The organism is Tumebacillus lacus, from assembly GCF_026410385.1.
Classification (GTDB): Bacteria; Bacillota; Bacilli; order Tumebacillales; family Tumebacillaceae; genus Tumebacillus; species Tumebacillus lacus.
In genome coordinates this window covers 85004-109728 of record NZ_JAPMLT010000007.1, presented here as the reverse complement: position 1 = coordinate 109728, position 24725 = coordinate 85004, and the positions used below count along the sequence as shown (strand labels likewise).

Below are 24725 nucleotides of genomic sequence, written 5' to 3'. Positions count from 1 at the left end.
CGTTTCTATCGTTCGTCGCGCATGGCGACAGGCAGATAATACGAAAGATTGCCGGTGATCCGGCCGCCCACGCGCGCAACAATCGCCGAAGCCTGACCGTCGATCAGGAAGGAACCCCAGAGCAGTCGCCCTCGATACGGCCCCTTCAACGTCTCGACTTCGATCTCCTGCATCTCGACCAGCTTCTGGTAGACCATCGGCTGCTCCCAATAGTTTTCTTCCGCGTCGCGGTCAATCGGCTGTCCGCTCGCATCGTGGAGCGTCACCGCGCCGCCTTCGCGACCGAAGATCGGCTTGGAGACATACGGCTCTTTCCCGTGAAATCGGTTTTCCAGATAGGTCGGCAGCATGTAGCGGCCGATGACCGCCCGCTCCGCTTCGTCGAAAAACTCGCCCGTCTCGTACAGATTCCACACCAGCGCCTGCACCGCCTTGGTCTGCGCGGCAAATCCGGAAGGCGGATTGAGCACCGCCAGATGCCCGCGTGCGATCAGGTCAAGCACGTGCGCGCCGGTCGGATAGCCGTCCTCGTCTGTCTCTTCCGCCAATTTTTCCAGCGCGTGCAGACGATACAGCAGGTCGACCGGCTCATGCGCGCCGTCGATCAGCGCATACAGCCGATCCTCATGCACCCGCAGATCGGCGAGCGGAAGGAACTGCCCCGTCAACCCGGACTGCTCCAGCAAATAGCGGGTCGTGCCCGCATCCTCTTCATGCCAGTCGAGAGAGGAGAAGTACACGCGGTCGGTCGGATAGCCGAGCTCCCGATACTTCGCCGCAAACCGGAGAAATCCGTCCCGCAGCCCGGCCGCCATCCCCGCATTCGGGTCTCTTTTGCCAAATTGCTCACACACGCGCCCGTTCGCGTAAAACGCTTCGACGATGCCGGTCGGCGTGTCGCTGTTCAGTTCGAGCATTTTAAGTCCTTCCGCCGTCGGCGCAAAGTCGAACCGCCCGATCAGCGTCGCCCGCTCCGGGTCGATCACCCGCTTCACCGCGCCGACAGCCGCCTCCGGGACGCCGAGTTCCAAGAGCAGTTCATCCGGGCTCTGCTGCAGGATGCCGACCACCTTTGTAAAAATCCGTCCCAAAACGGCCGTCGCCTCGGCGATCTCCCGGCGAAACGCGGCGTCAATCTCATGCAGCGAAGCCAGTGCATACTCTTCGCCGTACATCCAATCCCAGGTGAACACCCCCGCCTCCCGCAGCGGCAGATAGATCCGGTCGCGACGGTCGGCATACGAGATCTGGCGCATCAGGAGGAACTCGAACCGCCCGACGAGCCGACGCCGCCTCTGGAGCCGGAAGAAACGCTGGAGGACGAGCTCGACGATTTGGAAGTCGAGACGACCTGCCCGCTGCCGGACGAAGAGGACGGCGGCGTGACGGTGCTGCCGCTGCCGACCGAGGTACCTTTTTTGGAGCCGCCGCTGGAAGAACCGCCGGAAGAGCCGGAGTTTTGTTCTTGTTGTTTCTGGCTTTGCACGATCGGTGCGCGGCCGTCTTTGTAGTAGTACTTCTTGCCGGCGATGTAGACGAACGCACCGCCGGAGTGAACGCGGGTGCTGGTGTTGCTGTCGCAGTACCCGTCGTTGTTGTCATCCTCGCAGATGTCATCGGAGTTGACTGTGACCTCCGACTGGCTCGGCGCGCCCTGGCTGATCGGCACCGGCTGCTGCGCCGGTTGGCTGGAACAGCCGGTCGCCGCGACGGCCAGGGCGGCTGCCGCGAACAGGCCGACGACTTTCATGGTCTTGGTCTGGCCTTCATGACCCGTGTCTTTGTGTTGCATGTCCGTTCCCCCCAAAACAGATTATGAAATCGGTTCCGCGTAAATCACATACGTGCGGCGGTCCTCATCGATCTCGGTCGATGACATCTTCCACTCACGCTCTTGCACGTAATGAAAATCGCTTTGCAAATGCAACAGCGCGTCGCTCGCACTGTGGAACTTGTATTCGTGAACCACCGGATAGATCGCCGTGTCTTCCCGATACTGCCGCAGTTCCAATCGGATGCCGGAACCGCTGACCGGATGCGGAGCATTGAGATCGAGCACCTTCTCCTCATCCGACTGGCTGACATAGATCACGAACGTCCCCTCCTCGATGGCGCAGGACACCCGCTCGTAGACGGTGCGGTCTTTGACAAAGTAATAGCAGGCAAATCGCAACGACACTTCCTGCCGTTCGATCCCTTCATAATAATACAGCACCGGAAAGCCCTGAGACTCATCAAACAATCGGTATTCCAAACGAGCCATTCCGTACCACCTCCTTTGCTTGGTATCGATGTATACGAATCAACCCGCAAAAAGTTCGACAATCTGATGAAAATCGTTCAACTTTTTCTATTCTAATAGATTTGGTCAATTTACACAAACTGTAAGACACACGAAAAAACATCCCTGACCCGAATTTAGGCGGGAGCAGGGATGTTTTTCCTGAAACGGAGGTCTTTGTTACTGAGGTCTTTTTGTTGCACGTACGGAGGCAGTCAAAAACGCATTTCCCAATTCGAGTTGCTCTTGCTTTGTCAATGTACCGTGACGAGACTTCTTCATCAGCCATTCCAAGCGTCGATACTCGATGTGATTGGACATGTGCAAGACACCTCCTGCGAGTAGTGTTCACCATTTCCGCTCATACTTATGACAGGGAGGTGCATTCCATGTCGATCGCACACATCATGATTCGCAATTGCTCGCCGGACGAGTACCGCAAAGTCTCGAAATCGTTGAATGCGTTGACCGGTGTCGACCATGCGACGGCCGATCCGGGGAACCACATCATCGAGGTCGCGTATGACTCTCAGTTGGTGAACGTGAACCAGCTCCGCAAAACGGTGAGGGCGGCCGGGATCGACGTGCTGTCCGACTGGAAAGAGCCTTTCTAATGGAAAAATCCCCTTTGTCCACTGGCGGCAAAGGGGATTTTTCCATTTCGATGCACCGAGCGCTTAGAACGCTTTCTTGCCAAAATACTCCGTCCAGCGGGCCGACACTTTGGCGTCGATGTCCGGGCGGGTTTCCACTTCTTTCGGGTACCACGGCTTCATCCGGGCGTCGATGACGATAGGCAGTTTGTAGCCGACGTGGTGACGCACCAACTCCGCGTCCGCGTACAAGTCCTGCGACGGGTCGAAGCGGGTGAACGTCGTCCAGAGGAACGACGACTGATGCTTGGCAATCGACACGTCGTCGACGAGGAAGACGACCGGCCATTCCTGCAACTGCTCGCCCGCCAGATGCACGATGCGCGGTGCCAGCTCCGGGTCGTCTTCAAACGATGCGCCGGAGACGACGAGACAGCCGCGGCAGTACGCCGACACCGCGTCCACACCGGGGATCTCCGGGCCATGATACTCGGCCGGCAGACTGCGGATCGGGTCTCCGGTGCCGAGCATGAACGCTTTCGAGCCTTTGTTGAAGGAGCGTCCGGTGTAGTCGAGCGTGTCGATGGACGTGTTGCCGATGACAAACAGGTCGGTCGCCGGGTCGAACCGCTCCAGCACTTGCTCGAACAGGAGGCGGAAGTTGCCGAGCTCGACCGCTTTGTCGGTGACGATCAGGAACTTGGTCAGGGTCAGCTGCCCTTCGCCGAGGATGCGGAACGCGTTGGCAATCGACTCCCGCTTGTAGCTCTCGCGCACGACAGCTGCCGCGAGGGCGTGGAATCCTGTCTCCGCGTACGTCCACAGGTCGCGCACGCCCGGCATCGCCATCGGGAAGGCCGGAGAGAGCAGACGCTGGAGGAAGTCGCCGAGGTAGTAATCTTCCTGCACCGGCTTGCCGACGATGGTCGCCGGGTAGATCGCGTCTTTGCGGTGGTAGACGCGGTCGACGTGGAAGACCGGGAAGTCATGCTCCAGCGAGTAGTAGCCGTAGTGGTCGCCAAACGGGCCTTCGACGCGGCGCTCATGCGGCGGCACTTGGCCGACGATGGCAAACTCCGCCTCGGCGATCAGCGGGTATTTGCCGCCTCGCGGGTCGGCGACGACCGGCAGTTTTTCCCCCATGATCAGCGAGGTGAGCAACAACTCCGGCAGCGGTTCCGGCACCGGCGCGATGGCCGATGCGATCAGAGCGGGCGGGCCGCCGAGGAAGACGGTGACCGGAAGCGACTCGTTCCGCTCTTCCGCCGCATGGTGGTGGAAGCCGCCGCCTTTGTGGATCTGCCAGTGCATGCCGGTCGTGCGGTCGTCGTAGATCTGCACGCGGTACATGCCGAGGTTGTGATCCGCCTTGCCTTTGACCGGGTGCTCGGTGTAGACGAGCGGCAAGGTCAGGAACGGGCCGCCGTCTTCATGCCAGGAGGTGAGCACCGGCAGTTTCGAGAGCTGCGCCGGTGCGTCGACCGACTCCAAGATCGGAGCTTGTCCGGTGGAGACGTTTTTCGTGCCGACCTTGAGCAGGTCCATGAACAGACCGCGCTCGCCCCAAATCTTGCCGAGGCTCGGCGGCATCAATTTATGAGTCAACGAGATCAGGTCGTTCATCAACTGCTCGGGACGGGGGCCGAATGCCAGATCGACGCGGCGGATCGTGCCGAACATGTTGCTGAATACCGGGTATGTGCTTCCTTTCACATTCGTAAACAGCAAAGCCGGACCGCCCTCGGCGATCACGCGGCGGTGGATCTCCGCCAGTTCCAGATACGGATCGACCTCCGCCGTGATCTCGACGATGTCGCGCTCGCGGCGCAATGTATCGATTAACTCGCGCAAATTACGATGCACTCTGATATCTCTCCCTTTGAAAAGGCCGTTTGTGTCGGCTAATCTTTTCCTATTGTATCATACCGCTCCCATGCAAAAAACCGCTCGTTTCGGAGCGGTTTTTTCCGTTTGGCGGCGGGTTACGGACGGAGCAGGTGGCCGAGCTTGTCGTTTTTCGTTTGCAGGTAGTGGTCGTTGTGCTGACCTGGCTCGATGTGCACCGGCACGCGTTCCACCACGTCGATGCCGTATTCACCCAGACCGTTCCATTTGCGCGGGTTGTTGGTCAGCAGGCGGATCTGGCGGATGCCCAGATGTCGCATCATCTGGATCGTAAACGTGTAGTCGCGCGCGTCGCCTGGGAATCCGAGGTGGTGATTGGCCTCAACGGTGTCGTAGCCCGCGTCTTGGAGCATGTAGGCGTTGAGCTTGTTGACCAGCCCGATGCCGCGCCCTTCCTGACGCAGATACAGCACGACGCCGCGGCCTGCCTCCCGGATCGCCCGCATCCCAAAATCGAGCTGCTCGCCGCAGTCGCAGCGACCCGAGCCGAAGATATCGCCGGTGAAGCACTCCGAATGCACGCGAAGCAACACCGGTTCGTCACCCGAGATGTCGCCGTAGACGACTGCGCTGTGCGAGACGCCGAACGAATCGGTGAACGCGATCATATCGTACGGGCCCCAGCGGGTCGGCACCGTCACGCGGGCGGAGATGTCGCGGATCGACACTTCGCTCATCTTGCGGTGGAGGATGTCCTTCACCGACAGCGAGGTCGCGTCCGACAGTCCGAGGCCTGCCGCCCGCACTGCTTGCAGATCGGCCTCCTCCAACTCGGCGATCACCACCAGCGGCGGCAGATCGGCCCACAGGGCCAGTTGGAGGCTCGCTTCAATATAATGCGGCTCCTGCGCGAAGTCTGCCTGCGACACTTTGCCGAGCGTCAAACCTCCGGACGGTTCGTTTGGCAGCAGGCTGCCGTCTGTCGTATATATCTTTGCCCCGTCGCCGACGATCCCGCTCAGAGCAAGCAATGTCTCTTCCGTGGCAGAGCTGTAGCTCAACAAAGCAAACTGCCGCGTCTGTTTCAGGTAGTCGAGGTGCAACAGCACCGCCTCCCTGCTTTGCAACGCCGCACACACCGTTTCCCACTCCACAGCCCGCGTCGGCTGCGCGTCCAAAAACACGCCGCCGGTAGACACTTGGTTTTCCAACATCTAAGTTCGCCTCGCTCTCTTCTGTACCCACAATTGTGCTTCAAGTGAGATTTGATTTCTGTAAGAAACGTCACGGACAGAGAATTCAGAAAAAAATTTGATAAACAAATAGGAATATCAAGATATTTCATTGAAGTAAGTATATAAGGTTTAGATTCAAAAAGAGTATGACAAAGGGAGGATTCAAATTGAAAAAATCAATCTCCATCGGTTTGACGGGCGTGCTCGTCGCGGGTGCGATGTTTACCGTCAACCCGGCGACGACCCCCGTTGCAGCCGAAAGCGGCCTAGGTGCGCCGCTCGACCTTGGCATCGTCAACCATGACCGCATGATCGACTCGCTGGTCAAGCGCGGCGTGATCGAGCCGGGTCTTTCGCCGGAGCAGAAAGAAAAAGCGCTCAACGCCTATCTGCAAAAGCGCGTGCGATCCGCCGAGATCCGATCCGAGAAAAACAACCCGGCTGCCAAGCGCAACACGTTGCATGAAAGCGCACAGTCCGGCACCGTCGCGAGCGCGCCGGCACCGGTGCAAACAACGTCGTGGAACGGTGAGACCCGGGAAGACAAGATCCTCGTGCTGCTCGTCGAGTACAGCGACTACGCGCACAACTCGATCCAGCCGTCCGAGACCGACTTCCATTATCCGAACTATTCCAAAGAACATTATGAGCAGATGCTCTTCTCCCCGACCGGCTTCACCGGTCCAAACGGGCAAAACCTGATCTCGATGTCGCAGTACTACCTGCAGCAGTCCGGCGGCTCCTACACCGTGGACGGCGATGTCTACGGCTGGCTGAAAGCGTCTCAACCGGCCGCTGCATACGGCCGCTGCATACGGCGGCAACATCGGCGGCGACGGCAACGATGCCAACCCGCGCGCGCTCGTTCGCGAGGCGTTGGCAGCAGCGGCGGCGGACGGCGTCGATCTCAACCAATACGATCTCGAAGACATCTACGACCTCGACGGCGACGGCAACAAGCGCGAGCCGGACGGCCTCGTCGACCACCTGATGGTGATCCACGCCGGCGTCGGCGAAGAAGCGGGCGGCGGCAACCTGGCAGGAGACGCGATCTGGTCGCACCGCTGGGATCTCAGCGAGCCGTACGCGATCCCGGGCACCTCGACCAGCGTCCCGTACTGGGGCGGTCAGATCGGCGCGTTCGACTACACCATCGAGCCGGAAGACGGCGCGACCGGCGTCTTTGCCCATGAATACGGCCATGACCTCGGCCTCCCGGACGAGTATGACACGATCTACTCGGGCGCAGGCGAACCGGTCGAGTACTGGTCGATCATGTCCGGCGGCTCGTGGGCGGGCTTGATCCCGGGCACCGAGCCGACCGGATTCTCCCCGTATGCGAAACAGTACTTCCAAAAGTCCCTCGAAGGCAACTGGCAGCATGGCAAACAGTTCTCGCTGGCGAACATCCCGTCGACCGGCGTCAACGTCACGCTTGACCAAGCGTCGTCGAAAGGCACCAACGAAGACGTCGTCCGCATCGACCTGCCGGACCGCGTCCATGTGATCAACCAACCGGCGACCGGCTCCTATGAATACTACGGCGGCCGCGGCGACGAGATCGATCACGCGATGCAGACGACCGTCGACCTGACCGGCGCGACGTCCGCAACGCTGGACTTTGACGCGTGGTACCGCATCGAAAGCGGCTGGGACATGGCGTTTGTCCAAGTCTCCACCGACAACGGCGCGACCTGGCAGTCCCTGTCCTCCGCACGCACCACCTCTGATGTCGTCAATGACGCGTACCCGTCTGTCGCGGCCAACGTGCCGGGCTACACCGGCTCCAGCGCGGGCTGGGTGCATGAGACGATGGACCTGAGCGCATACACGGGTCAAAAGATCCAGCTCCAATTCCGATACATCACCGACTGGGGCACCAACGAAGAAGGCTTCTTTGTCGACAATGTGAAAGTCACCGCAAACGGCGCGACCGTGCTGAACGACGGCGGCGAGTCGGCATCGTCCTTCACCCTGAACGGCTTTGAAAAGCATGAAGGCAAAATGACCACCAAACACCACTACCTCGTCGAATGGCGCAATCACCAAGGCGTGGACGCGGGTCTCTCGCATATCAAACGCGGTCAGTCTGTCCTGTCCTACGATCCGGGCATGGTGATCTGGTATGTCAATGAAGCGTTTGACAACAACTGGACCGGCGTCCACCCGGGCCAAGGCTTCCTCGGCGTCGTCGACGCGCACCAAAACGTCCACCATTGGGGCGGCAACGTGGGAACGGGCGATCTGGCCGGCACCCGCTACCAGATCTTCGACGCTTCGTTCTCGCTGCAAAAAGGCTCCGACCTCGACGTCTTCTACGGTCCGGACTTCCACCTCTACAACGCGGCGAAGACTCCGGTGGCTGTCTTTGACGACAAGCAAAGCTACTGGAGCCCGTCCTCTCCGGATGCGGGTCTGAAACTGCCGTCCTACGGGCTGAAGATCCAAGTCACCGGCGAAGCGGCCGACCGCAGCACGGCGACGATCAAGATCAGCAAAAACTAAATACGGCATGAAGAAAGAGGCAGCCGTCGGGCTGCCTCTTTCTTTATAGATCGCGGTCTTGGAGTCTGTCGAGCAGGGCAACGCCAAGGCGCACACCCAGTCGCCGTGCACGTACGCGTGAAACTTGTACTGGGCGAAGTGCCGTCGCTCTCAGCGGCAAATACGGTCTGACTGCCCGACGGAGCGAGGCGGTCTTGCCTTTCCCTTCGTACCTGCTACTGCTCTTTTGAATGACCTTGTTCATCCTCTTGTTGGTAACCGTCGTACGCGATCAATACCACGCCGAGCTGTTGTTCCAACTCGTTGATCTGTTGGTGCTGCGCGTCAGACAAATGCGCCAGTTTAGTCGTCATGTGTGCACACCTCCTCGACTGGTAGTCGGTGTTAGTCTCTGCCTTTGTGCTACAATGATACAAACGCAAAATAAAGGAGATTCGGAACAGATGAAAATCGCCATCCTCGCTTTTGATCACTTTACCGACATCGACGTCTTTTTGCCGTGGGATGTGCTGAAGCGGGTCAACGAATTTTTCCCGAAGCATGACTGGGAGGTGAAGATCGTCGGCACCGCCGCTCACCATACGTCCTTCGCCGGGCTGACCATCCCGATGATGGCCGACCTCTCGTATCTCGAAGAGGCGGACGCGGTGCTCGTCGCCAGCGGTCCGGGGGTGCAGCGGCTGATCAAGGACGACGCCTACCTCAATAAACTGAAACACCTCCTCGACCCGGACCGCCAGCTGATCGGCTCGATGTGCTCCGGCGCGATTCTGCTCGCGGAGATCGGGCTGTTAAAAAATCGGAAGGCGACAACATATGCCACCCGCCTGAAACAACTGGCGAACTACGATGTCGAAGTGGTCGACGAACCGTTCGTGCAAACCGGCAACCTCGCCACCGCCGCCGGGTGTCTGTCGGCCGTCACCTTGGCCCAGTGGATCATTCAAACGCTGGCCGGTGTCGACATCGCAGCAAAATGCGTCGCTTCGATCCAACCGAACGGCGCACCGCTCGACCTGCCCCGCCCCTAGCCGACACACGGCGGGATGGCTCGGTCAGACACATCTCGTTTCCCCCCGGCATACGTTATGTCATGCTAGGCGAATGTCTCTGATTCGGGAGGGAAAGAACACTATGTGCGGTATTGCAGGATGGATTGATTGGAAACAAGACCTCACCGGGCAGAAGTCTGTTCTGAAAGACATGGCTGATTCTCTGACCCGGCGCGGTCCGGATACGGAAGGGTTTTGGACGTCGCCGTCCTGCGGTTTCGCCCACCGCCGCCTGATCGTCGTCGACCCCGCAGGCGGTGCGCAACCGATGAGTCGAAATGTCGGGGATCGTTCGTATACGATGATCTACAACGGCGAGCTGTACAACACCGAAGACGTGCGCAAAGACCTGCTCGCTCGCGGCCACCGCTTCCACGGTCACTCCGACACGGAGGTCCTGCTCACTTCCTATATGGAGTGGGGCCCGGCCTGCGTCGAGCGTTTAAACGGGATCTTTGCGTTTGCGATCTGGGATGAGACGGAGCAGTCGCTGTTTATTGGCCGCGACCGCCTCGGTGTCAAACCGCTGTTTTACACCGAGCAAGGCGACGGGCTGATCTTCGGCTCGGAGTTGAAAGCACTGCTGGCTCACCCGGCCGTCGAGCCGGTCGTCGGCACCGAGGGGCTTGCCGAAGTGTTCGCCATCGGCCCGGCCCGCACGCCGGGGCACGGCGTGTTCAAAGGCGTTCACGAACTGAAGCCCGGACACGTGCTGCTCTTCACCCGAAACGGGCTCAAGACCTGGCCGTACTGGCAGCTGCACAGCCGCCCGCACGAAGACGATCTCGACACGACGATCGCCACTTTGCGCGAACTGCTGCAGGACGCGGTCGAGCGCCAACTGGTCTCCGATGTGCCGATCTGCACGCTGCTGTCCGGCGGGCTGGATTCGAGCATGATCTCCGCCTTTGCCGCCAAAAAGTTTGAACGTGAAGGCAAAGGTCCTCTGCACACGTTCTCCGTCGACTACGTGGACAATGACAAACACTTCACCGCCAGCGACTTCCAGCCCAACTCCGACGCGCCGTGGGTAAAACGAATGGTCGAGTTCCTCGGCTCCGAGCACCACTACATCCAGATCGACAACGCCAAATTGATCGACTCGCTGAAACACGCGCTGCGGTTCCGCGATCTGCCGGGCATGGCGGACGTCGACGCTTCCTTGTTCCTCTTTTCCGAAGAGATCAAGAAATTTGCCACCGTCGCGCTGTCGGGCGAGTGCGCCGATGAGATTTTTGGCGGCTATCCGTGGTTTTACCGGGAAGAGATGGTCAACGCCGGCACCTTCCCGTGGTCGCGCAACGTCGAAGGCCGCGCCGGCTGGCTGTCGAAAGAACTGAGCGCCAAAGTGAACATTGAAGAATACGTGCTCTCCCGCTACCACGACACGCTCGCCGAGGTGCCGAAACTGGACGGAGAATCGGCACGGGAAGCGCGGGCGCGGGAGATCTCCTACCTCAACCTGTTCCGCTGGATGCCGACGCTGCTCGACCGCAAAGACCGCATGACGATGGGCGCCTCTTTGGAAGTGCGCGTGCCTTTCTGCGATCACCGCATCGTCGAGTACATGTGGAACGTGCCGTGGGAGATGAAGTTTTACAAAGAGCGGGAAAAAGGTCTGCTCCGCCTCGCCCTCGAAGGCGTGCTGCCGGATGACGTGCTCTACCGCAAAAAGAGCCCCTATCCCAAAACGCACCATCCGGCCTACTTTGCGGCGGTCCGCGACTGGGTGCTGGAGATCCTCGACGATCCGAGCTCGCCGATCCTGCCGCTGATCGACGCCAACCAGATCCGCGAGATCGCCAAAGCGAACGACCCGAACTTCGTCAAGCCGTGGTTCGGCCAACTGATGGCAGGTCCCCAGATGTTCGCCTATCTGGCGCAGGTCGATACGTGGCTGCGCGAGTACAAAATCAAGATCGAGGACTGAGCAAGGCAAACAAGAAGAAGCCCTTGGCGTTTTTTCACCAAGGGCTTCTTTCTGTCTGATCCCAAGAACGATCTCAGCATCCACACGTGCTTTTCCAACTCCGTGTGAATCCCGAGCAGCAGGTCGGCGGTCGTCTCATCGTCCGCGGAACCGCCCTTACCAGAACCGGTTTACTTTTTCTCCACCGCTTGCACCAACAGCTCTTTGCCCCGCACTTCCTCGGCCAGTTTCTCCCCGAACGCCTCGACAGACATCGAACCGAGGTCGCCTTGGCCGTAGCGGCGAACGGAGACCGCAGTTTCGGTCTGCTCTTTCTCACCGACGACGAGGGTGTACGGGATCTTGCCGACTTGCGCCTCGCGGATCTTGTATCCGATCTTTTCCGGACGCACGTCGGTCTGCACACGCAGGCCTTGGGCACGCAGTTTCTCCGCCACTTCTTCCGCATACGGAGCGTACGCTTCCGCAACGGTTGCGACGACCGCTTGCACCGGAGCCAACCAAGCCGGGAACGCGCCTTTGTACTGTTCGATCAGGTAGGCGACGAAACGCTCCATGGTGCCGACGATGCCGCGGTGGATGACGACCGGGCGGTGCTTCTTGCCGTCTTCGCCGACATACTCCAGTTCAAAGCGCTCCGGCAGCTGGAAGTCGAGCTGCGCGGTCGACATGGTCTCGTCTTTGCCGAGCGCCGTTTTGACCTGCACGTCGAGCTTCGGACCGTAGAACGCCGCTTCACCCGGCGCTTCCACGTACGGCAGCCCCATCTCGTCCATGGTCTCTTTCAGCATGCGCTGCGACATTTCCCACATCTCATCGTTGGAGTGGTACTTCTCGGTGTCTTCCGGGTCGCGGTAGGACAGGCGGTAGTAGAAGTCCTCGATGCCAAAGTCTTCATACACGCGCTGGATCAGTTGGACGACTTTCTTAAACTCCGACTTGATCTGATCCGGACGGGCAAAGATGTGCGCGTCGTTCAGGGTCATCGCACGGACGCGCTGGAGACCGGCCAGTCCGCCCGACGACTCGTAGCGGTGCATCATGCCCAGTTCCGCGATACGCAGCGGCAGGTCGCGGTAGGAGTGCATCTCCGACTTGAAGATCATCATGTGGTGCGGGCAGTTCATCGGGCGCAGCACCAGCTCTTCGTTGTCCATCGCCATCGGCGGGTACATGTCTTCATGGTAGTGATCCCAGTGACCGGAGATCTTGTACAGCTCGATGGAGCCGAGGTGCGGGGTGTAGACGTGATCGTAGCCGAGGCTCTCTTCCACGTCGACGATGTAGCGCTCGATCACGCGGCGGATCTTCGCGCCGTTCGGCAGCCACAAGGGCAGGCCTTGGCCGACCTCTTTGACGAGGGTAAAGATGCCGAGCTCTTTGCCGAGCTTGCGGTGGTCGCGCTGTTTCGCTTCTTCCAGCAGGCGCAGATGCTCTTCCAGGTCTTCTTTTTTCGCGAACGCCGCTGCATAGATACGGGTCAGCATCTCGCGGTCGGAGTCGCCGCGCCAGTACGCGCCCGCCAGCGACATGATCTTGAATTCCTTGATCTTGCCGGTCGACGGCAGGTGCGGCCCGCGGCAGAGGTCGGTAAATTCGCCTTGGTGGTAAACGGAGATGATCTCATCTTCCGGCAGGTCGGAGATCAGTTCGACTTTGAAGCGGTCTTCACGGTCTCGGAAGAATTTCAAAGCGTCTTCGCGGGACATGACCTCGCGGATGACCGGCTGGTTTTCCTTGATGATCTTCTTCATCTCCGCTTCGATCTTCGGGAAGTCGTCGGAGGAGAAGGTGTGATCGGCGAAGTCATAGTAGAACCCGCTCTCGATCACCGGACCGATGGCAAACTTCGCACCCGGATACAGGCGGGAGACCGCCTGCGCCATCACGTGAGCTGCGGTGTGACGCATGACGTCGACGCCTTCCGCGTCTTTCAGGGTGAGGATCTCCAGATCCACGTTGCCTTCCAGTTGGCGAGCCATCTCCATCACTTGACCATTCACTTTGACAGCGACCGCGTCTTTGGCGAGAGATTTCGAGATCGAACCTGCGATCTCGGCAAAGGTGGTGCCCGGCGCGTACGACCTTTCGGAACCATCTTTGAGACGAACGATAAACTGCTCAGACATTGTTCTCATACACTCCTTTTATGTTTTACAAAATTTGGTTGCTAGAGAAAATAAAAAAGTCCCGTCCCCAGTAAAAGGGACGAGACGTTACTCTCGCGGTACCACCCAATCTTCAGCGCATCGGCATTTTGCCATGCGCTCTCCACGCGCGTATAACGTACGCCCCGGCTGTCCTTTGCAGACAGCAGCTCGGAAAGTGGTGTCCTGTGTCCGACCCAACGAAGAAGCTCTCAGCCGACGGCTTCTTCTCTCTGATCAAGGGTGCGCGGTGCAGGCGCGTCTTTCGTCATCGCTTTTCAACAGAATCAATTGGATATGATTATATAGCAAAAAAGAACCCGCCGCAAGCGGCGAGTTCTTTTTTTTATTGACTCCGAAAAGTAAGCCTGTAAGCCGAGTTTTGTCTCTCCGCGTGCTGCAAACGGGTGTCACCCTCGCACGATGGAGCGGCAATCATCTATCTAGGCGCACTGTTGCCAGTACGCTCAAGCGACCAACCCGAGTCCGTGCCGGGCCGGCACATGCGGACTCCTATCCGGTCTTGCTTCGGGTGGGGTTTACCGAGCCAGCATGTCTCCATGCTGCTGGTGCGCTCTTACCGCACCTTTGCACCCTTGCCCGCACTCCGTGAAGGAGCCGTTGGCGGTATCTCTCTGTGGCACTGTCCTTAGGATCGCTCCCACCAGCCGTTAACTGGCACCCTTGCCCTGTGAAGCTCGGACTTTCCTCCCGTGCGTCCTTTCGGAACTTGCACCGGCGATTGCCCGGCTTACTTTTCGGTTTGCAAATTGTTTTGTTGTGTATCAGCAAGAAGAAAGTATACAGGATCGGAACCGACTTATCAAGTTCCAATCGTTGTAAAAACCGTTATGGATACAGCGTATGTCTGCGGCCTTTTCCGGTGTGTCCTGTCTTGCGAATGCGCTTGGCTTGGCAAAAGCGGCATTCGTATACCACTTTCTCTTGTTTGTCGTCTGCCCATTCGGTATAGAGCACCTTTTGCATGATCCGGCCGCAATCGGGGCACTTCGTGATGGTCAACATCATTTGCAAGAGATAGTACGCATAGATAAAGGCCATGATCACCGCAAGCAAGAAAAGTCCGCTCATGATCAAATGAGCCATTGCTCGTCACCCCCACTACCATCCTATGGGGATGTCCCGCAAAAAAGACTCGCCTTACACAAAGGAAAATGGCTCGGTGTTCGTCTCTGAGACCACGATCTCCGTGTCATATCCGTACTCGTTCATCTTGGCCTGCAAAAATGCCTGCAAGGCGGGCAGGCAGACCTTTTCTGTATTGTGCCCCGGATCGACGAGGCACAGACCTTCCGCCAGTGCGTCCTGCGCGTAGTGGTAGCGGATGTCGCCGGTCACATACACGTCGGCGCCTTTTTTCAGCGCTTCCGGCCAGTACTCCTCCCCCGAGCCGCCGAGGATGGCGACGCGACGGACCACGCGGTCATGCGGGCCGACGATGCGAGCGTGCTCGACGCCGAGCTGCCCCTTGCAAAACTGCGCAAACTGCTCCAACGTCATGTCCTGCACCAGATCGCCGACGCGGCCGACCCCGAGCTCCTGGCCCATGATCTCCAGCGGGTAGATGTCGTAGGCGACTTCTTCATAGGGATGCGCTTCCAACATCGCGGCGATCACCGCATCTTGGTTGCGGTCGGTGACGATCGTTTCGATGCGCACCTCGTCGACCTGCTCCAGGTTGCCCTGCTCGCCGATGAACGGATTTGTCCCTTCTCGCGGGACAAACGTGCCGGTGCCCGGCGTGTTGAACGTGCAGTGGCTGTAGTTGCCGATCCAGCCCGCTCCGGCGTCGCCAACCGCTTTGCGAACGAGCTCGTGATGCGTGGCCGGCACGAAGACGACCAGCTTTTTCAGGCGCGTGTTGTGGACGCGGGAGAGCACCTTCACATTTTCCAAATGAAGACGGCCGGCGAGGATGTCGTTGATCCCGCCCTCGGCGATGTCGAGGTTGGTGTGGGCGACGTAGACGCCGACCTGCGCAGCCAGCAGTTTTTGCAGTTTGCGGCCGTAGGGGGAGTCGGTGCGGATCGTCTGCACCGCTTTGAAGATCATCGCGTGGTGAGCGATGATCAGGTCGGCGCCGATACGGATCGCTTCGTCGATCACGCCTTCGTCGTTGGAGTCGAGCGAGAGCAGGACTTTGCGAGCCGGGCGGTTCGGGTCGCCGATCTGCAGGCCGACTTTGTCCCACGACTCGGCGAGGGTGAGCGGGGCCATCTCTTCCAGCGCGGACGCGACTTGGCGGATCGTGGCGTAGTGCGAGTTAGGATTGGACATATGCTTTCACCTCTTCCAGTTGCTGACGACGGGCCAGCAGTTCCTGACGGCGCTGTTCCCCGGAGTCCCCTTTGGCCTTTTCCAGCCCTTCGAGCGCGAGCCGGATCTTGCCCAGTTCGTAGTCGACGCGGTCTGCGATCAGCGGATGCTTTTGAGCGAGCAGGATCGGCCCGAACTCCATCGCGTTGCGGTCGTCGACCGCCATCTCACCGCGTTCGGCGACGACGATCTCGTACATTTTCTCATCCTCGACCAGCATCTCTTCGTCGAGGATCTGCCAGCCGTGCTCCCCGAGCCAGCGGCGCAGACCTTCGCTGTCCCCCTGCGGAGAGAGGACGAGCCGCTGCACGCCGGCGAGCTTTTCTTCGCCTGCCGACAGGATCTCGCGGATCGTACCGCCGCCCATCCCGGCGACGGTGATCACGTCCACTTCCCCCGGCTCGATCACGGCGAGGCCATTTCCTTTGCGCACCGTGATCCTGTCGCTGTACCCGCGCGAACGCACATTGCGCTCCGCTCCCCGGAACGGGCCTTCATTCAGTTCCCCGGCGACGGCCGAGGCGATCTGCCCTTTTTGTGCGAGATAGAGCGGCAGATACGCATGGTCACTCCCGATATCCGCCATCCGCGCACCCTGAGGCACGTGCGCGGCGATGCGTGCAAGTCTTTCCGATATGTTCAGCAAAATGAGATCACCTGTTGTATGTAGAGATTTTATGGGAATTTGCTTTCATTATAAACAAAAGCCCCAGGGAATGCACATCACGATCTGCGGAGTTTTGTTGTATAGAATTGCCTGACTTCTTATATCATTTATAATTGGACATCCCATCTATCCGGCAAGGAGGTTATCTGTATGTCATCATCCTCATCAACCGCTCTCTCCCAACCGGCACCGCGCCCGAAACGGCGGCGGTGGGTGCGTGTATTGCTGGCTGTCCTGCTCGTGTTGATACTCGTCACGAGCAGTGCGGTCGGAGCCGGTCATTGGCTGCTCAGGCAGAGCCTGCCGGTCACCCAAGGCGAGTTGACCGTCAACGGACTCGCCGCTCCCGTCACCGTCTGGCGCAGTGAGAACGGTGTGCCGCACATCGAAGCGGAGAGCGACGCGGATCTGTTCTTTGCCCAAGGCTACGTCACCGCGCAGGATCGCCTGTTCCAGATGGATCTGAGCCGTCGGCAAGCGTCCGGCGAACTGAGCGAGGTCGTCGGGGCGAAAGCGTTGGATCGCGATAAATTCTTCCGAACGTTCGGCCTGCGCCGTGCGGCCGTCGCGTCGTGGGATTCTTATTCTCCGGAAGCGAAACGAGTGCTTGAAGCGTACGCTGCCGGTGTCAACGCCTATATGGAAGCGGCCAAGGCGACCCAAACGCTCCCCGTCGAGTTTAAGCTGCTCGGCTACGAACCGAAGCCGTGGACGCCGACCGACTCGCTGACCATCGGCAAATACATGGCGTTCGATCTCGGCGGCCACTGGGAGTCGCAGGTGTTTCGCTACTACCTCGTGCAAAACTTCTCCGAGGAAAAAGCGCTCGACCTGTTCCCGACTTATCCGAAAGACGCGCCGACGATCCTCCCCGCCGTCCAAGAGACGAAGCTCGCCCTCGGCGACTCGTTTGACGAAGCGGTGATCCCGAACGAATTCAACGGCAGCAACAATTGGGTGATCGCAGGCTCGCTCACCGAGTCGGGCAAACCGATCCTTGCCGACGATCCGCATCTCGGGCTGGCAACGCCTGCGATCTGGTATGAGACGCATCTGAAGTCGGATCAAACCAACGTCAGCGGCGTGATCTTCGCCGGTGTCCCCGGCATCATCCTCGGGCGCAACGAGCGAGTCGCATGGGGCGTGACCAACGTCGGCCCGGACGTGCAGGACGTGTACATCGAAAAACGCAACCCGGCCAACCCGAACGAGTTCGAGTACAACGGCAAATGGGAAGCGGCCCAAGTGATCGAGGAAGAGATCCGGGTCAAAGACGGCGACCCGGTGCCTTATCAGATCACCGTCACCCGCCACGGACCGGTGATCTCCGAATTTGCCCATCATGACAAGCCGGGGACGGCTCTGGCTTTGAAATGGACGGCGTTGCAGCCGTCGACAGAGTTGGAGGCTGTGCTGGACTTTGCGAAAGCGAAAGACTGGGAGGAATTTAAAAACGCGTTGACCGCCTTCCACACCCCGGCGCAAAATTTTGTCTTTGCCTCCACCGACGGGACCATCGCCTACCGGGCCAACGGGCTGATCCCGATTCGCAAAAAAGGCGACAGTTCGATGCCGGTGCCCGGCTGGACGGATGAATACGAATGGACCGGATTTATCCCGTGGGACGAACTGCCGACCTCGGTCAATCCGAAGCAAGGGTACATCGCCACGGCGAACAACAAGGTCACGCCGGATGACTACCCGTACCACATCTCCAATCTGTGGGCGCAACCGTATCGGCAAAAGCGCATTGCGGCGTTCATCGAAGCGGCGGCAAAAAGGGGCAAGATCAACGTCGAGTCGGTCAAACAACTGCAGCATGATGCAATGAATCTGCAAGCAGACGAGTTGTTGCCGATCCTGTTGATACAGTTGGAACTGGTGCCGGTAGACTCGTTGCGCCTGATCGATTTGGAAGCCAAACAGATGTTGCGGCTTTGGATATATGGCGAGTCCAGCGTAGGACCTCTGAAGGATGACCCGGATCAGGCCGGGCCGCTGCTGTTCAATCTGTGGATGACGCAGATCGCCGACGAGATTTTCCTGCCGGAGATCGATGCCGATCTGTACAAAATGTTTGAAGGCAGAGGGAACACCGTCGATGGGATGATCCGGGATGCGGCAGACGGCAAAGAGAGCATCTGGCTGAAAGAAAAAGGCGGACTGTCGCAAGTGGCGCTGGCTTCGTTCCAAAAGACGGTCGACAAAGTGGTCGCCCTGCAAGGCGGCCATACGAAAAAATGGAACTGGGGCGATTTCCATCAGGTCCAGTTCCAGCACCCGCTCGCGTCTGTCGAGCCGCTCGACTTGCTCTTCAACCCGGAGCCGCTCGCTGTGGGCGGTTCGAAAGTGACAGTCGGAGCAGCCGGATACAACAGCATCACCGGCGAAGTCAACCACGGCGCGTCATGGCGCACCGTCAACGACCTCTCCGACCTCACCCGCACCCACAACGTCGTCGGCCCCGGCCAATCGGGCCACGTCCTCTCCCCGTGGTACGACGATCAAGCGGAGGCCTGGGCATACGGTGGGTACCACATCACGAGCACTCGTCCAGACGAGTATCAAAGCAGCGAACACAAACTGGTGCTGAAACCGTCGACTCCATCACACAAATAGAAGCAGACCCTCATCACTCGCAAGTCCTTGCGATGCCCTCAAGACCTTGTACGTTCTCAAACCTGCTCGTCTCAACATCTTCTACGCATTGTCAGCACCTCGCAAGATAAAATAGACCCTCGCACTCGCTGCGAGGGTCTTTTCCTTTATCTTTTACGCCGTTTCGATCTCAGCCGCTTGCTTGAGCCCCAGCGATTCAATCGCCTGTTCGCGGAGCTTGAACTTTTGGATCTTGCCGGACGCCGTCATCGGATACGCGTCGACAAACTCGAAGTAGCGCGGGATCTTAAAGCGCGAGATCTTGCCCGTGCAATACTCACGCAGTTCATCGGCGGTCAGCGACTGACCCTCTTTCAGGATCACATACGCCGCCACTTCCTCGCCAAACTTCAGATCCGGCACGCCGACCACTTGCACGTCGAGCACCGACGGGTGCGTGTACAGAAACTCCTCCACCTCACGCGGGTAGATGTTCTCCCCGCCGCGAATGATCATGTCCTTCAAACGGCCCGTGATCTTGCAGTACCCGTTTTCATCCATCGTCGCCAGATCGCCCGTGTGCAGCCAGCCGTCCTCATCGATCGCCGCTTCCGTCGCACCCGGATTTTTATAATACCCCTTCATCACATGGTACCCGCGCGTGCACAGCTCGCCCTGCTCGCCGACCGGCACTTCAATCGAAGTCCCCGGCTCGACGATCTTCACTTCCACGTTCGGCAACGCACGCCCCACCGACGCCACCCGCAGCTCAATCGGGTCCTGCGTGCGGGTCTGCGTGATCACCGGCGACGACTCGGTCTGCCCGTACGCGATGGTGATCTCCTTCGCACCCATCCATTCCACAACCGCTTTCATCACCTCAATCGGGCACGGCGACCCGGCCATGATCCCCGTGCGCAGCGAAGACAGGTCGTATTTGTCAAACTCCGGATGGTTCAGCTCCGCAATAAACATCGTCGGCACCCCGTGCAGACCGGTGCACTTCTCCGCCTCCACCGTCTCCAGCACCTCTTGCGGGTTGAAGAACACGATCGGCACCATCGTCGCCCCGACCGTCACACAAGCCATCACGCCCAGCACGCAGCCGAAGCAATGGAAGAACGGCACCGGAATACACAGTCGGTCCACATCGGTCAGATCCATGCACGCCGCGATGTTGCGGCCGTTGTTGATGATGTTGTTGTGGGTGAGCATGACGCCTTTCGGGAAGCCGGTCGTCCCCGACGTGTACTGCATGTTGATCACATCGTCCGGATCGAGCGAGTCTTGCCTTGTCGTCAGTTCCGCGTCGCTGACGTCCGCTCCCATCGCCATGAGGTCCGACCAGTTGAACATCCCCGGATATCGGGTCTCGCCGAGCACGATGATATTTTTCAAATGCGGCAATCGCTCGCATTGCAACTTCCCAGGCTCCGCATCGCGCAGTTCCGGCACGATCTCATAGAGCATCTCGATATAGCTTGCCCCTTTAAACGCTTCCATCAAGATCAGCGTCGTCGAGTCGGACTGGCGCAGCAGATACTCCAGTTCGGCTGTCCGGTAGTTGGTGTTGACGGTGACGAGCACGCCGCCCATCTTGCCGGTCGCAAACTGCGAGATCAGCCATTCCGGGTGGTTGGTCGCCCAGATCGCGACATTCTCTCCCCTGTCGATGCCCAGTTTCATAAATCCTTTCGCCGCTTGGGCGCACACTTGATTGAATTCACGGTAGGTCAGGCGCAGTCCCCGATCCCGGTAGACCACCGCTTCCCCCTCCGGATATCGGGCGGTGATGTTGTCGAGCAGTTGTCCGACTGTCACATGCAAAGTTTCGGCCATGTACGTCCACTCCTTGTCCGATGCAGCAACGTTCTGCAAAGTTTCGAAATATTCACAGTACATGTATTCGACTGCACACCGTAAAATTCCTTTTACAAAAAAAGGCCCTCTGCCGGGCATGGCAGAGGGCTAGTGTTGTGTTGGTCTTTCCTTACAGTACAATATCCGTGCAAATGGATAATGATTATACGCCAACTCATACTATACTAAACTTTGCAAAGTTTAGCAATCAAAAACTGATTAGCAGCCGATTTGGCGAGCGATGACGATGCGTTGAACTTCGGAGGTGCCTTCGCCGATCTCCATCAGTTTCGCATCGCGGAAGTAACGCTCCACCGGGTATTCCTTCATATAGCCGTAGCCGCCGTGGATCTGGATCGCTTGGTCGCAAGCGCGCATGCAGATCTCGGATGCGAACAGCTTTGCCATCGCGCCTTCCTTGGTGAACGGACGGCCTTGGTCTTTCAGGAACGCCGCTTTGTGCACCGCGGTGCGAGCGAGTTCGATGTTGGTCGCCATGTCCGCGAGCTTTTGCTGGATCATCTGGAACTTGGAGATCGATTGGCCAAACTGCACGCGCTCTTTCGCATATTTCAGCGATGCTTCGTACGCAGCTTGTGCGATCCCGACAGACAGGGCACCGATGGAGATGCGGCCGCCGTCGAGGGTGACCATGAATTGCTTGAAGCCTTCGTTTTCCGTACCGATCAGGTTTTCACGCGGGACGCGGACGTTGTCTAGGATGATCTCGGCGGTGTTGGAGCCTTTCAGGCCCAACTTGTCATACGGCGTCGAGGTGGAGAACCCGGGGGTGTCGGTCGGCACGATGAAAGCGGAGATGCCTTTCGAGCCTTTGGAACGGTCGGTGACAGCGGTTACAATGCACACGCCCGCGTAGGAAACGTTGGTGATGAAGCACTTGGATCCGTTGATCACCCATTCGTCGCCTTCCAGCACCGCCGTGGTTTGCGTGCCGGACGCGTCAGAGCCGGCGTTCGGCTCGGTCAGGCCGAATGCGCCAAGGATCTTGCCTTCCGCCAGCGGCACCAGCCATTTTTGCTTCTGCTCTTCGGTACCGAAGTAGTAGAACGGGGAGACGCCGAGGGAGACAGCCGCCGCGTAGGACAGACCGTGCGAACCGCAAGCGCGGCCGACTTCTTCAACAGCCAGCGCGTAGGAGATCGTGTCAGCGCCTGCGCCGCCGTACTCTTCGGAGATCGGCAGACCCAGCATGCCGAGTTCGCCCATCTTCATGAAGGTGTCGAACGGGAACTCGCCGGTGCGGTCCACATGCTCCGCGCGCGGTGCGATTTCCGCGTCTGCGAAGTCGCGCACCATATTTTTAATCATCACTTGTTCTTGAGTCAGATCAAAGTTCATTGTGATTCCTCCTCGAATAAAGTCCTAAATCGACCGTTCGGTAGATCATGTTCAAAGAAAAACCCGTTGAAACAACGGGGACCGAACGAAGTACGATGAATGAATACGCATTCATTGTTTCTCATCTTCATTATATACGCTGATCGGCAAAAGTGGCAAGACGTTTTCCCTGTCGTTATCGACCGATTTCGACAGAAGTGCCGTCCCACCAGTTCTTGAGGTCCAGCCGGAACACGATCACCACGGAGATCAGCACTGCCAACTTCAAAAAGATGATCGCTTGGATGAAGAAGTCCATCGACCCGCCGTAGACCAGCAGGCGCAGATCCGGGCCGAACAGCGAGAGCAGCCCGAGCACGAAAAACACCGGCGCGATGTAGACGCGGCCCCGACCGAGCAGATAGGCGAGCACGAGCGAGAGAATCGCCGGGATCAGCCAGTAGAAATGCTGCACCCCGTACGGACTCGATCCGATCTCGGCGATCCGCTCGATCAGCATCGCGTACATCAGGAGCAGCCCGCCCCAGCCGATGCCGGAGATCAACCGGGAGCGGCCGATCCCGCCGGTGAGCACCCACAGCAGAAAGACGACCGACATCACGCCGATCACCGAGCCTCTGCTCTCGATCAGCCCGGTCTTGCTCAGATAAAAGTACCCGTCCACCGCTACCAGCACAGCCGATGTCGCCGTCCAAGCCAACCGTTTGAGAGCAGGCCCCTGCCCGGAACGGATCGCCAAAAAGTAGACGACCACCGTGACAAGAGCAAGGACTCCGATTTGCATTGGCAAAGGAAACAAGGTAAAATTAAAGGCAAAGATCACGAACAACAACAACACGCCCATCACAAGCAGGACGAGGCTGGCTTGACTGTTAAAAAACTGTCTGAGCCCTTCGCCGCCACCGTTTGTGCGGTTGTTCTTCCGGGGACGATTCTGCTCTTCGGCAGAAAACGAATCACCCTCGGCGTATAGGTTCAACAAAAAGTCGCAATATTCCGCCGGAAGTAGCTTGCTGTCCCGCCACGTCCGAATCTCTTGAATGATGATCTTTTTCTCTTGTTGATTCACCCGGAACTCCTCCTAAGAAAAAAAGCACTCACCGTAACAGTGAGTGCTCAGGGCCTTCTATTCAAGGAAATCTTTCAGACGTTTGCTCCGGCTCGGATGGCGCAGTTTGCGAAGTGCTTTCGCTTCGATCTGGCGAATCCGTTCACGAGTGACACCGAATACCTTCCCGACCTCTTCGAGGGTGCGGGTGCGTCCGTCATCCAGACCAAAACGCAGGCGCAACACGTTCTCTTCGCGCTCGGTCAGCGTGTCAAGCACATCTTCAAGCTGTTCCTTGAGCAGTTCGTACGCGGCTGCATCTGCAGGAGCCAGCGCATCTTGGTCCTCGATGAAGTCGCCAAGGTGGGAGTCGTCCTCTTCGCCGATCGGCGTTTCGAGCGATACCGGCTCTTGAGCGATCTTCAAGATCTCACGCACTTTGTCCGGGCTCATGTCCATCTCGGCTGCGATCTCTTCGGCGGTGGGTTCACGGCCGAGCTCTTGCAGCAGTTGACGGGAGATGCGGATCAGTTTGTTGATCGTCTCGACCATATGCACCGGGATGCGGATCGTCCGCGCTTGGTCCGCGATGGCACGGGTGATCGCTTGGCGAATCCACCACGTTGCATAGGTGGAGAACTTGTAGCCTTTTTGGTAGTCGAACTTCTCGACCGCCTTGATCAGGCCCATGTTGCCTTCCTGGATCAAGTCGAGGAACAGCATCCCGCGTCCGACATAGCGTTTCGCAATGGAAACGACCAGACGCAAGTTAGCCTCGGCCAGTCGGCGCTTCGCTTCTTCGTCGCCGTCTTCGATGCGGCGGGCGAGATTGATCTCTTCATCAGCAGAAAGCAACGGCACGCGGCCGATCTCTTTCAGATACATACGAACAGGGTCGTTGATCTTGATCCCCGGCGGCACGCTCAGGTCGTTGAGGTCAAACTCCTCCTCTTCCAGATCGCGCGGTCCGCGCGGGCCGTCCTCTTCTTCTTCGTCATCGTCGAGCGGCAAGGGATCTTCATCCGATTCATTGATCACTTCCACACCCTGCTCGGAGAGATGATCGAAAAACTCATCGATTTGATCCGAGTCTTGGTCGAAGGGAGAAAGTTTGTCCATGATCTCACTATAGGTGATCACGCCTCGTTTCTTACCCGTCGCGACGAGTGATTGCTTGACATCTTCGACTGTCAGTTGTTGTACTTCTCCATCTTTCACATTCTTCACCATCCCGACCCCTCCTTCCCCTCAAGGAGTGATTGACATTC

The 24725-nt window shown here is 58.6% G+C and carries 20 protein-coding genes, 1 other RNA gene and 2 pseudogenes; 6 read left to right on the top strand and 17 right to left on the bottom strand.

Going from position 1 to position 24725, the window contains the following annotated elements; all coding sequences use genetic code 11:
• Positions 1 to 5: 5 nt before the first annotated feature.
• From OS242_RS12925 to OS242_RS12910, 4 genes are all read right to left on the bottom strand, one after another.
• On the bottom strand, positions 6 to 1256 hold the full coding sequence (locus tag OS242_RS12925; RefSeq protein ID WP_267152108.1) for a glutathionylspermidine synthase family protein: 1251 nt from the start codon (positions 1254 to 1256) through the stop codon (positions 6 to 8).
• A complete protein-coding gene (locus OS242_RS12920) occupies positions 1256 to 1792 on the bottom strand; it encodes a hypothetical protein (RefSeq protein WP_267152107.1) in 537 nt (178 codons plus the stop codon). Before OS242_RS12920 ends, OS242_RS12925 begins: the two co-directional genes overlap by 1 nt.
• A 21-nt stretch (positions 1793 to 1813) precedes the next feature.
• On the bottom strand, positions 1814 to 2263 hold the full coding sequence (locus OS242_RS12915) for a hypothetical protein (protein WP_267152106.1): 450 nt from the start codon (positions 2261 to 2263) through the stop codon (positions 1814 to 1816).
• A 198-nt stretch (positions 2264 to 2461) separates the two neighbouring features.
• The gene (locus OS242_RS12910) at positions 2462 to 2602 is read right to left on the bottom strand and encodes a hypothetical protein (RefSeq protein ID WP_267152105.1); all 141 of its coding nucleotides are present in this window, start codon (positions 2600 to 2602) and stop codon (positions 2462 to 2464) included.
• Positions 2603 to 2670: 68 nt separating this feature from the next.
• On the opposite strand from OS242_RS12910, the gene OS242_RS12905 reads away from it, so the two are divergent.
• Positions 2671 to 2895: a heavy-metal-associated domain-containing protein gene (locus OS242_RS12905; RefSeq protein ID WP_267152104.1), complete on the top strand. Its 225-nt coding sequence runs from the start codon at positions 2671 to 2673 to the stop codon at positions 2893 to 2895.
• A gap of 63 nt (positions 2896 to 2958) precedes the next feature.
• Here the strand turns inward: OS242_RS12905 and OS242_RS12900 are convergent, their stop codons facing one another.
• Both OS242_RS12900 and ribA read right to left on the bottom strand, forming a co-directional pair.
• Positions 2959 to 4737, bottom strand: coding sequence for a UbiD family decarboxylase (locus tag OS242_RS12900; protein ID WP_267152103.1), 1779 nt, complete (start codon positions 4735 to 4737; stop codon positions 2959 to 2961).
• 119 nt (positions 4738 to 4856) lie between these two features.
• Positions 4857 to 5933 carry a GTP cyclohydrolase II gene (gene ribA / locus OS242_RS12895; RefSeq protein ID WP_267152102.1) on the bottom strand — a complete coding sequence of 359 codons (1077 nt, stop codon included), beginning with the start codon at positions 5931 to 5933 and terminating at the stop codon, positions 4857 to 4859.
• Between the two features lie 167 nt (positions 5934 to 6100).
• On the opposite strand from ribA, the pseudogene OS242_RS12890 reads away from it, so the two are divergent.
• A pseudogene (locus OS242_RS12890) lies at positions 6101 to 6706 on the top strand (immune inhibitor A domain-containing protein); the annotation flags it as partial.
• A 43-nt stretch (positions 6707 to 6749) separates the two neighbouring features.
• The gene (locus OS242_RS12885; protein WP_323372947.1) at positions 6750 to 8459 is read left to right on the top strand and encodes an immune inhibitor A domain-containing protein; all 1710 of its coding nucleotides are present in this window, start codon (positions 6750 to 6752) and stop codon (positions 8457 to 8459) included.
• 215 nt (positions 8460 to 8674) lie between these two features.
• Here OS242_RS12885 and OS242_RS12880 read toward each other — a convergent pair whose 3' ends face one another.
• Complete coding sequence (locus OS242_RS12880) at positions 8675 to 8812, bottom strand: hypothetical protein (protein WP_267152101.1); 138 nt, start codon at positions 8810 to 8812, stop codon at positions 8675 to 8677.
• A 90-nt stretch (positions 8813 to 8902) separates the two neighbouring features.
• Between OS242_RS12880 and OS242_RS12875 the strand changes: the two genes are divergently transcribed.
• Both OS242_RS12875 and asnB read left to right on the top strand, forming a co-directional pair.
• Positions 8903 to 9490, top strand: a complete 588-nt coding sequence (locus OS242_RS12875; RefSeq protein ID WP_267152100.1) for a DJ-1/PfpI family protein — start codon at positions 8903 to 8905, stop codon at positions 9488 to 9490.
• Positions 9491 to 9593: 103 nt separating this feature from the next.
• A complete protein-coding gene (asnB, locus tag OS242_RS12870; protein WP_267152099.1) occupies positions 9594 to 11441 on the top strand; it encodes an asparagine synthase (glutamine-hydrolyzing) in 1848 nt (615 codons plus the stop codon).
• 59 nt (positions 11442 to 11500) lie between these two features.
• On the opposite strand, the pseudogene OS242_RS12865 reads toward asnB, so the two are convergent.
• The 6 genes and pseudogenes from OS242_RS12865 to OS242_RS12840 form a co-directional block, all read right to left on the bottom strand.
• Positions 11501 to 11587 (bottom strand): annotated as a pseudogene (locus OS242_RS12865) (DNA starvation/stationary phase protection protein); the annotation flags it as partial.
• Between the two features lie 24 nt (positions 11588 to 11611).
• Positions 11612 to 13570, bottom strand: coding sequence for a threonine--tRNA ligase (gene thrS / locus OS242_RS12860; RefSeq protein WP_267152098.1), 1959 nt, complete (start codon positions 13568 to 13570; stop codon positions 11612 to 11614).
• Positions 13571 to 13943: 373 nt separating this feature from the next.
• An RNA gene (rnpB, locus tag OS242_RS12855) (RNase P RNA component class A) lies at positions 13944 to 14346 on the bottom strand.
• Positions 14347 to 14437: 91 nt separating this feature from the next.
• Positions 14438 to 14695, bottom strand: coding sequence for a hypothetical protein (locus OS242_RS12850; RefSeq protein ID WP_267152097.1), 258 nt, complete (start codon positions 14693 to 14695; stop codon positions 14438 to 14440).
• A gap of 54 nt (positions 14696 to 14749) precedes the next feature.
• Entirely contained in the window at positions 14750 to 15886 is a 1137-nt protein-coding gene (locus tag OS242_RS12845; protein ID WP_267152096.1) for a Nif3-like dinuclear metal center hexameric protein, read from the bottom strand.
• Complete coding sequence (locus OS242_RS12840; RefSeq protein WP_267152095.1) at positions 15873 to 16571, bottom strand: tRNA (adenine(22)-N(1))-methyltransferase; 699 nt, start codon at positions 16569 to 16571, stop codon at positions 15873 to 15875. Before OS242_RS12840 ends, OS242_RS12845 begins: the two co-directional genes overlap by 14 nt.
• Positions 16572 to 16742: 171 nt before the next feature.
• On the opposite strand from OS242_RS12840, the gene OS242_RS12835 reads away from it, so the two are divergent.
• Positions 16743 to 19211, top strand: coding sequence for a penicillin acylase family protein (locus tag OS242_RS12835; RefSeq protein ID WP_267152094.1), 2469 nt, complete (start codon positions 16743 to 16745; stop codon positions 19209 to 19211).
• 153 nt (positions 19212 to 19364) lie between these two features.
• On the opposite strand, the gene OS242_RS12830 is transcribed toward OS242_RS12835, so the two are convergent.
• From OS242_RS12830 to rpoD, 4 genes are all read right to left on the bottom strand, one after another.
• The gene (locus OS242_RS12830; RefSeq protein WP_267152093.1) at positions 19365 to 21029 is read right to left on the bottom strand and encodes an AMP-binding protein; all 1665 of its coding nucleotides are present in this window, start codon (positions 21027 to 21029) and stop codon (positions 19365 to 19367) included.
• Positions 21030 to 21269: 240 nt separating this feature from the next.
• Entirely contained in the window at positions 21270 to 22409 is a 1140-nt protein-coding gene (locus OS242_RS12825) for an acyl-CoA dehydrogenase (RefSeq protein ID WP_267152092.1), read from the bottom strand.
• Between the two features lie 175 nt (positions 22410 to 22584).
• Complete coding sequence (locus OS242_RS12820) at positions 22585 to 23478, bottom strand: hypothetical protein (RefSeq protein ID WP_267152091.1); 894 nt, start codon at positions 23476 to 23478, stop codon at positions 22585 to 22587.
• 57 nt (positions 23479 to 23535) lie between these two features.
• Positions 23536 to 24687, bottom strand: coding sequence for an RNA polymerase sigma factor RpoD (gene rpoD / locus OS242_RS12815; protein ID WP_267152090.1), 1152 nt, complete (start codon positions 24685 to 24687; stop codon positions 23536 to 23538).
• Between the last annotated feature and the right edge of the window lie 38 nt (positions 24688 to 24725).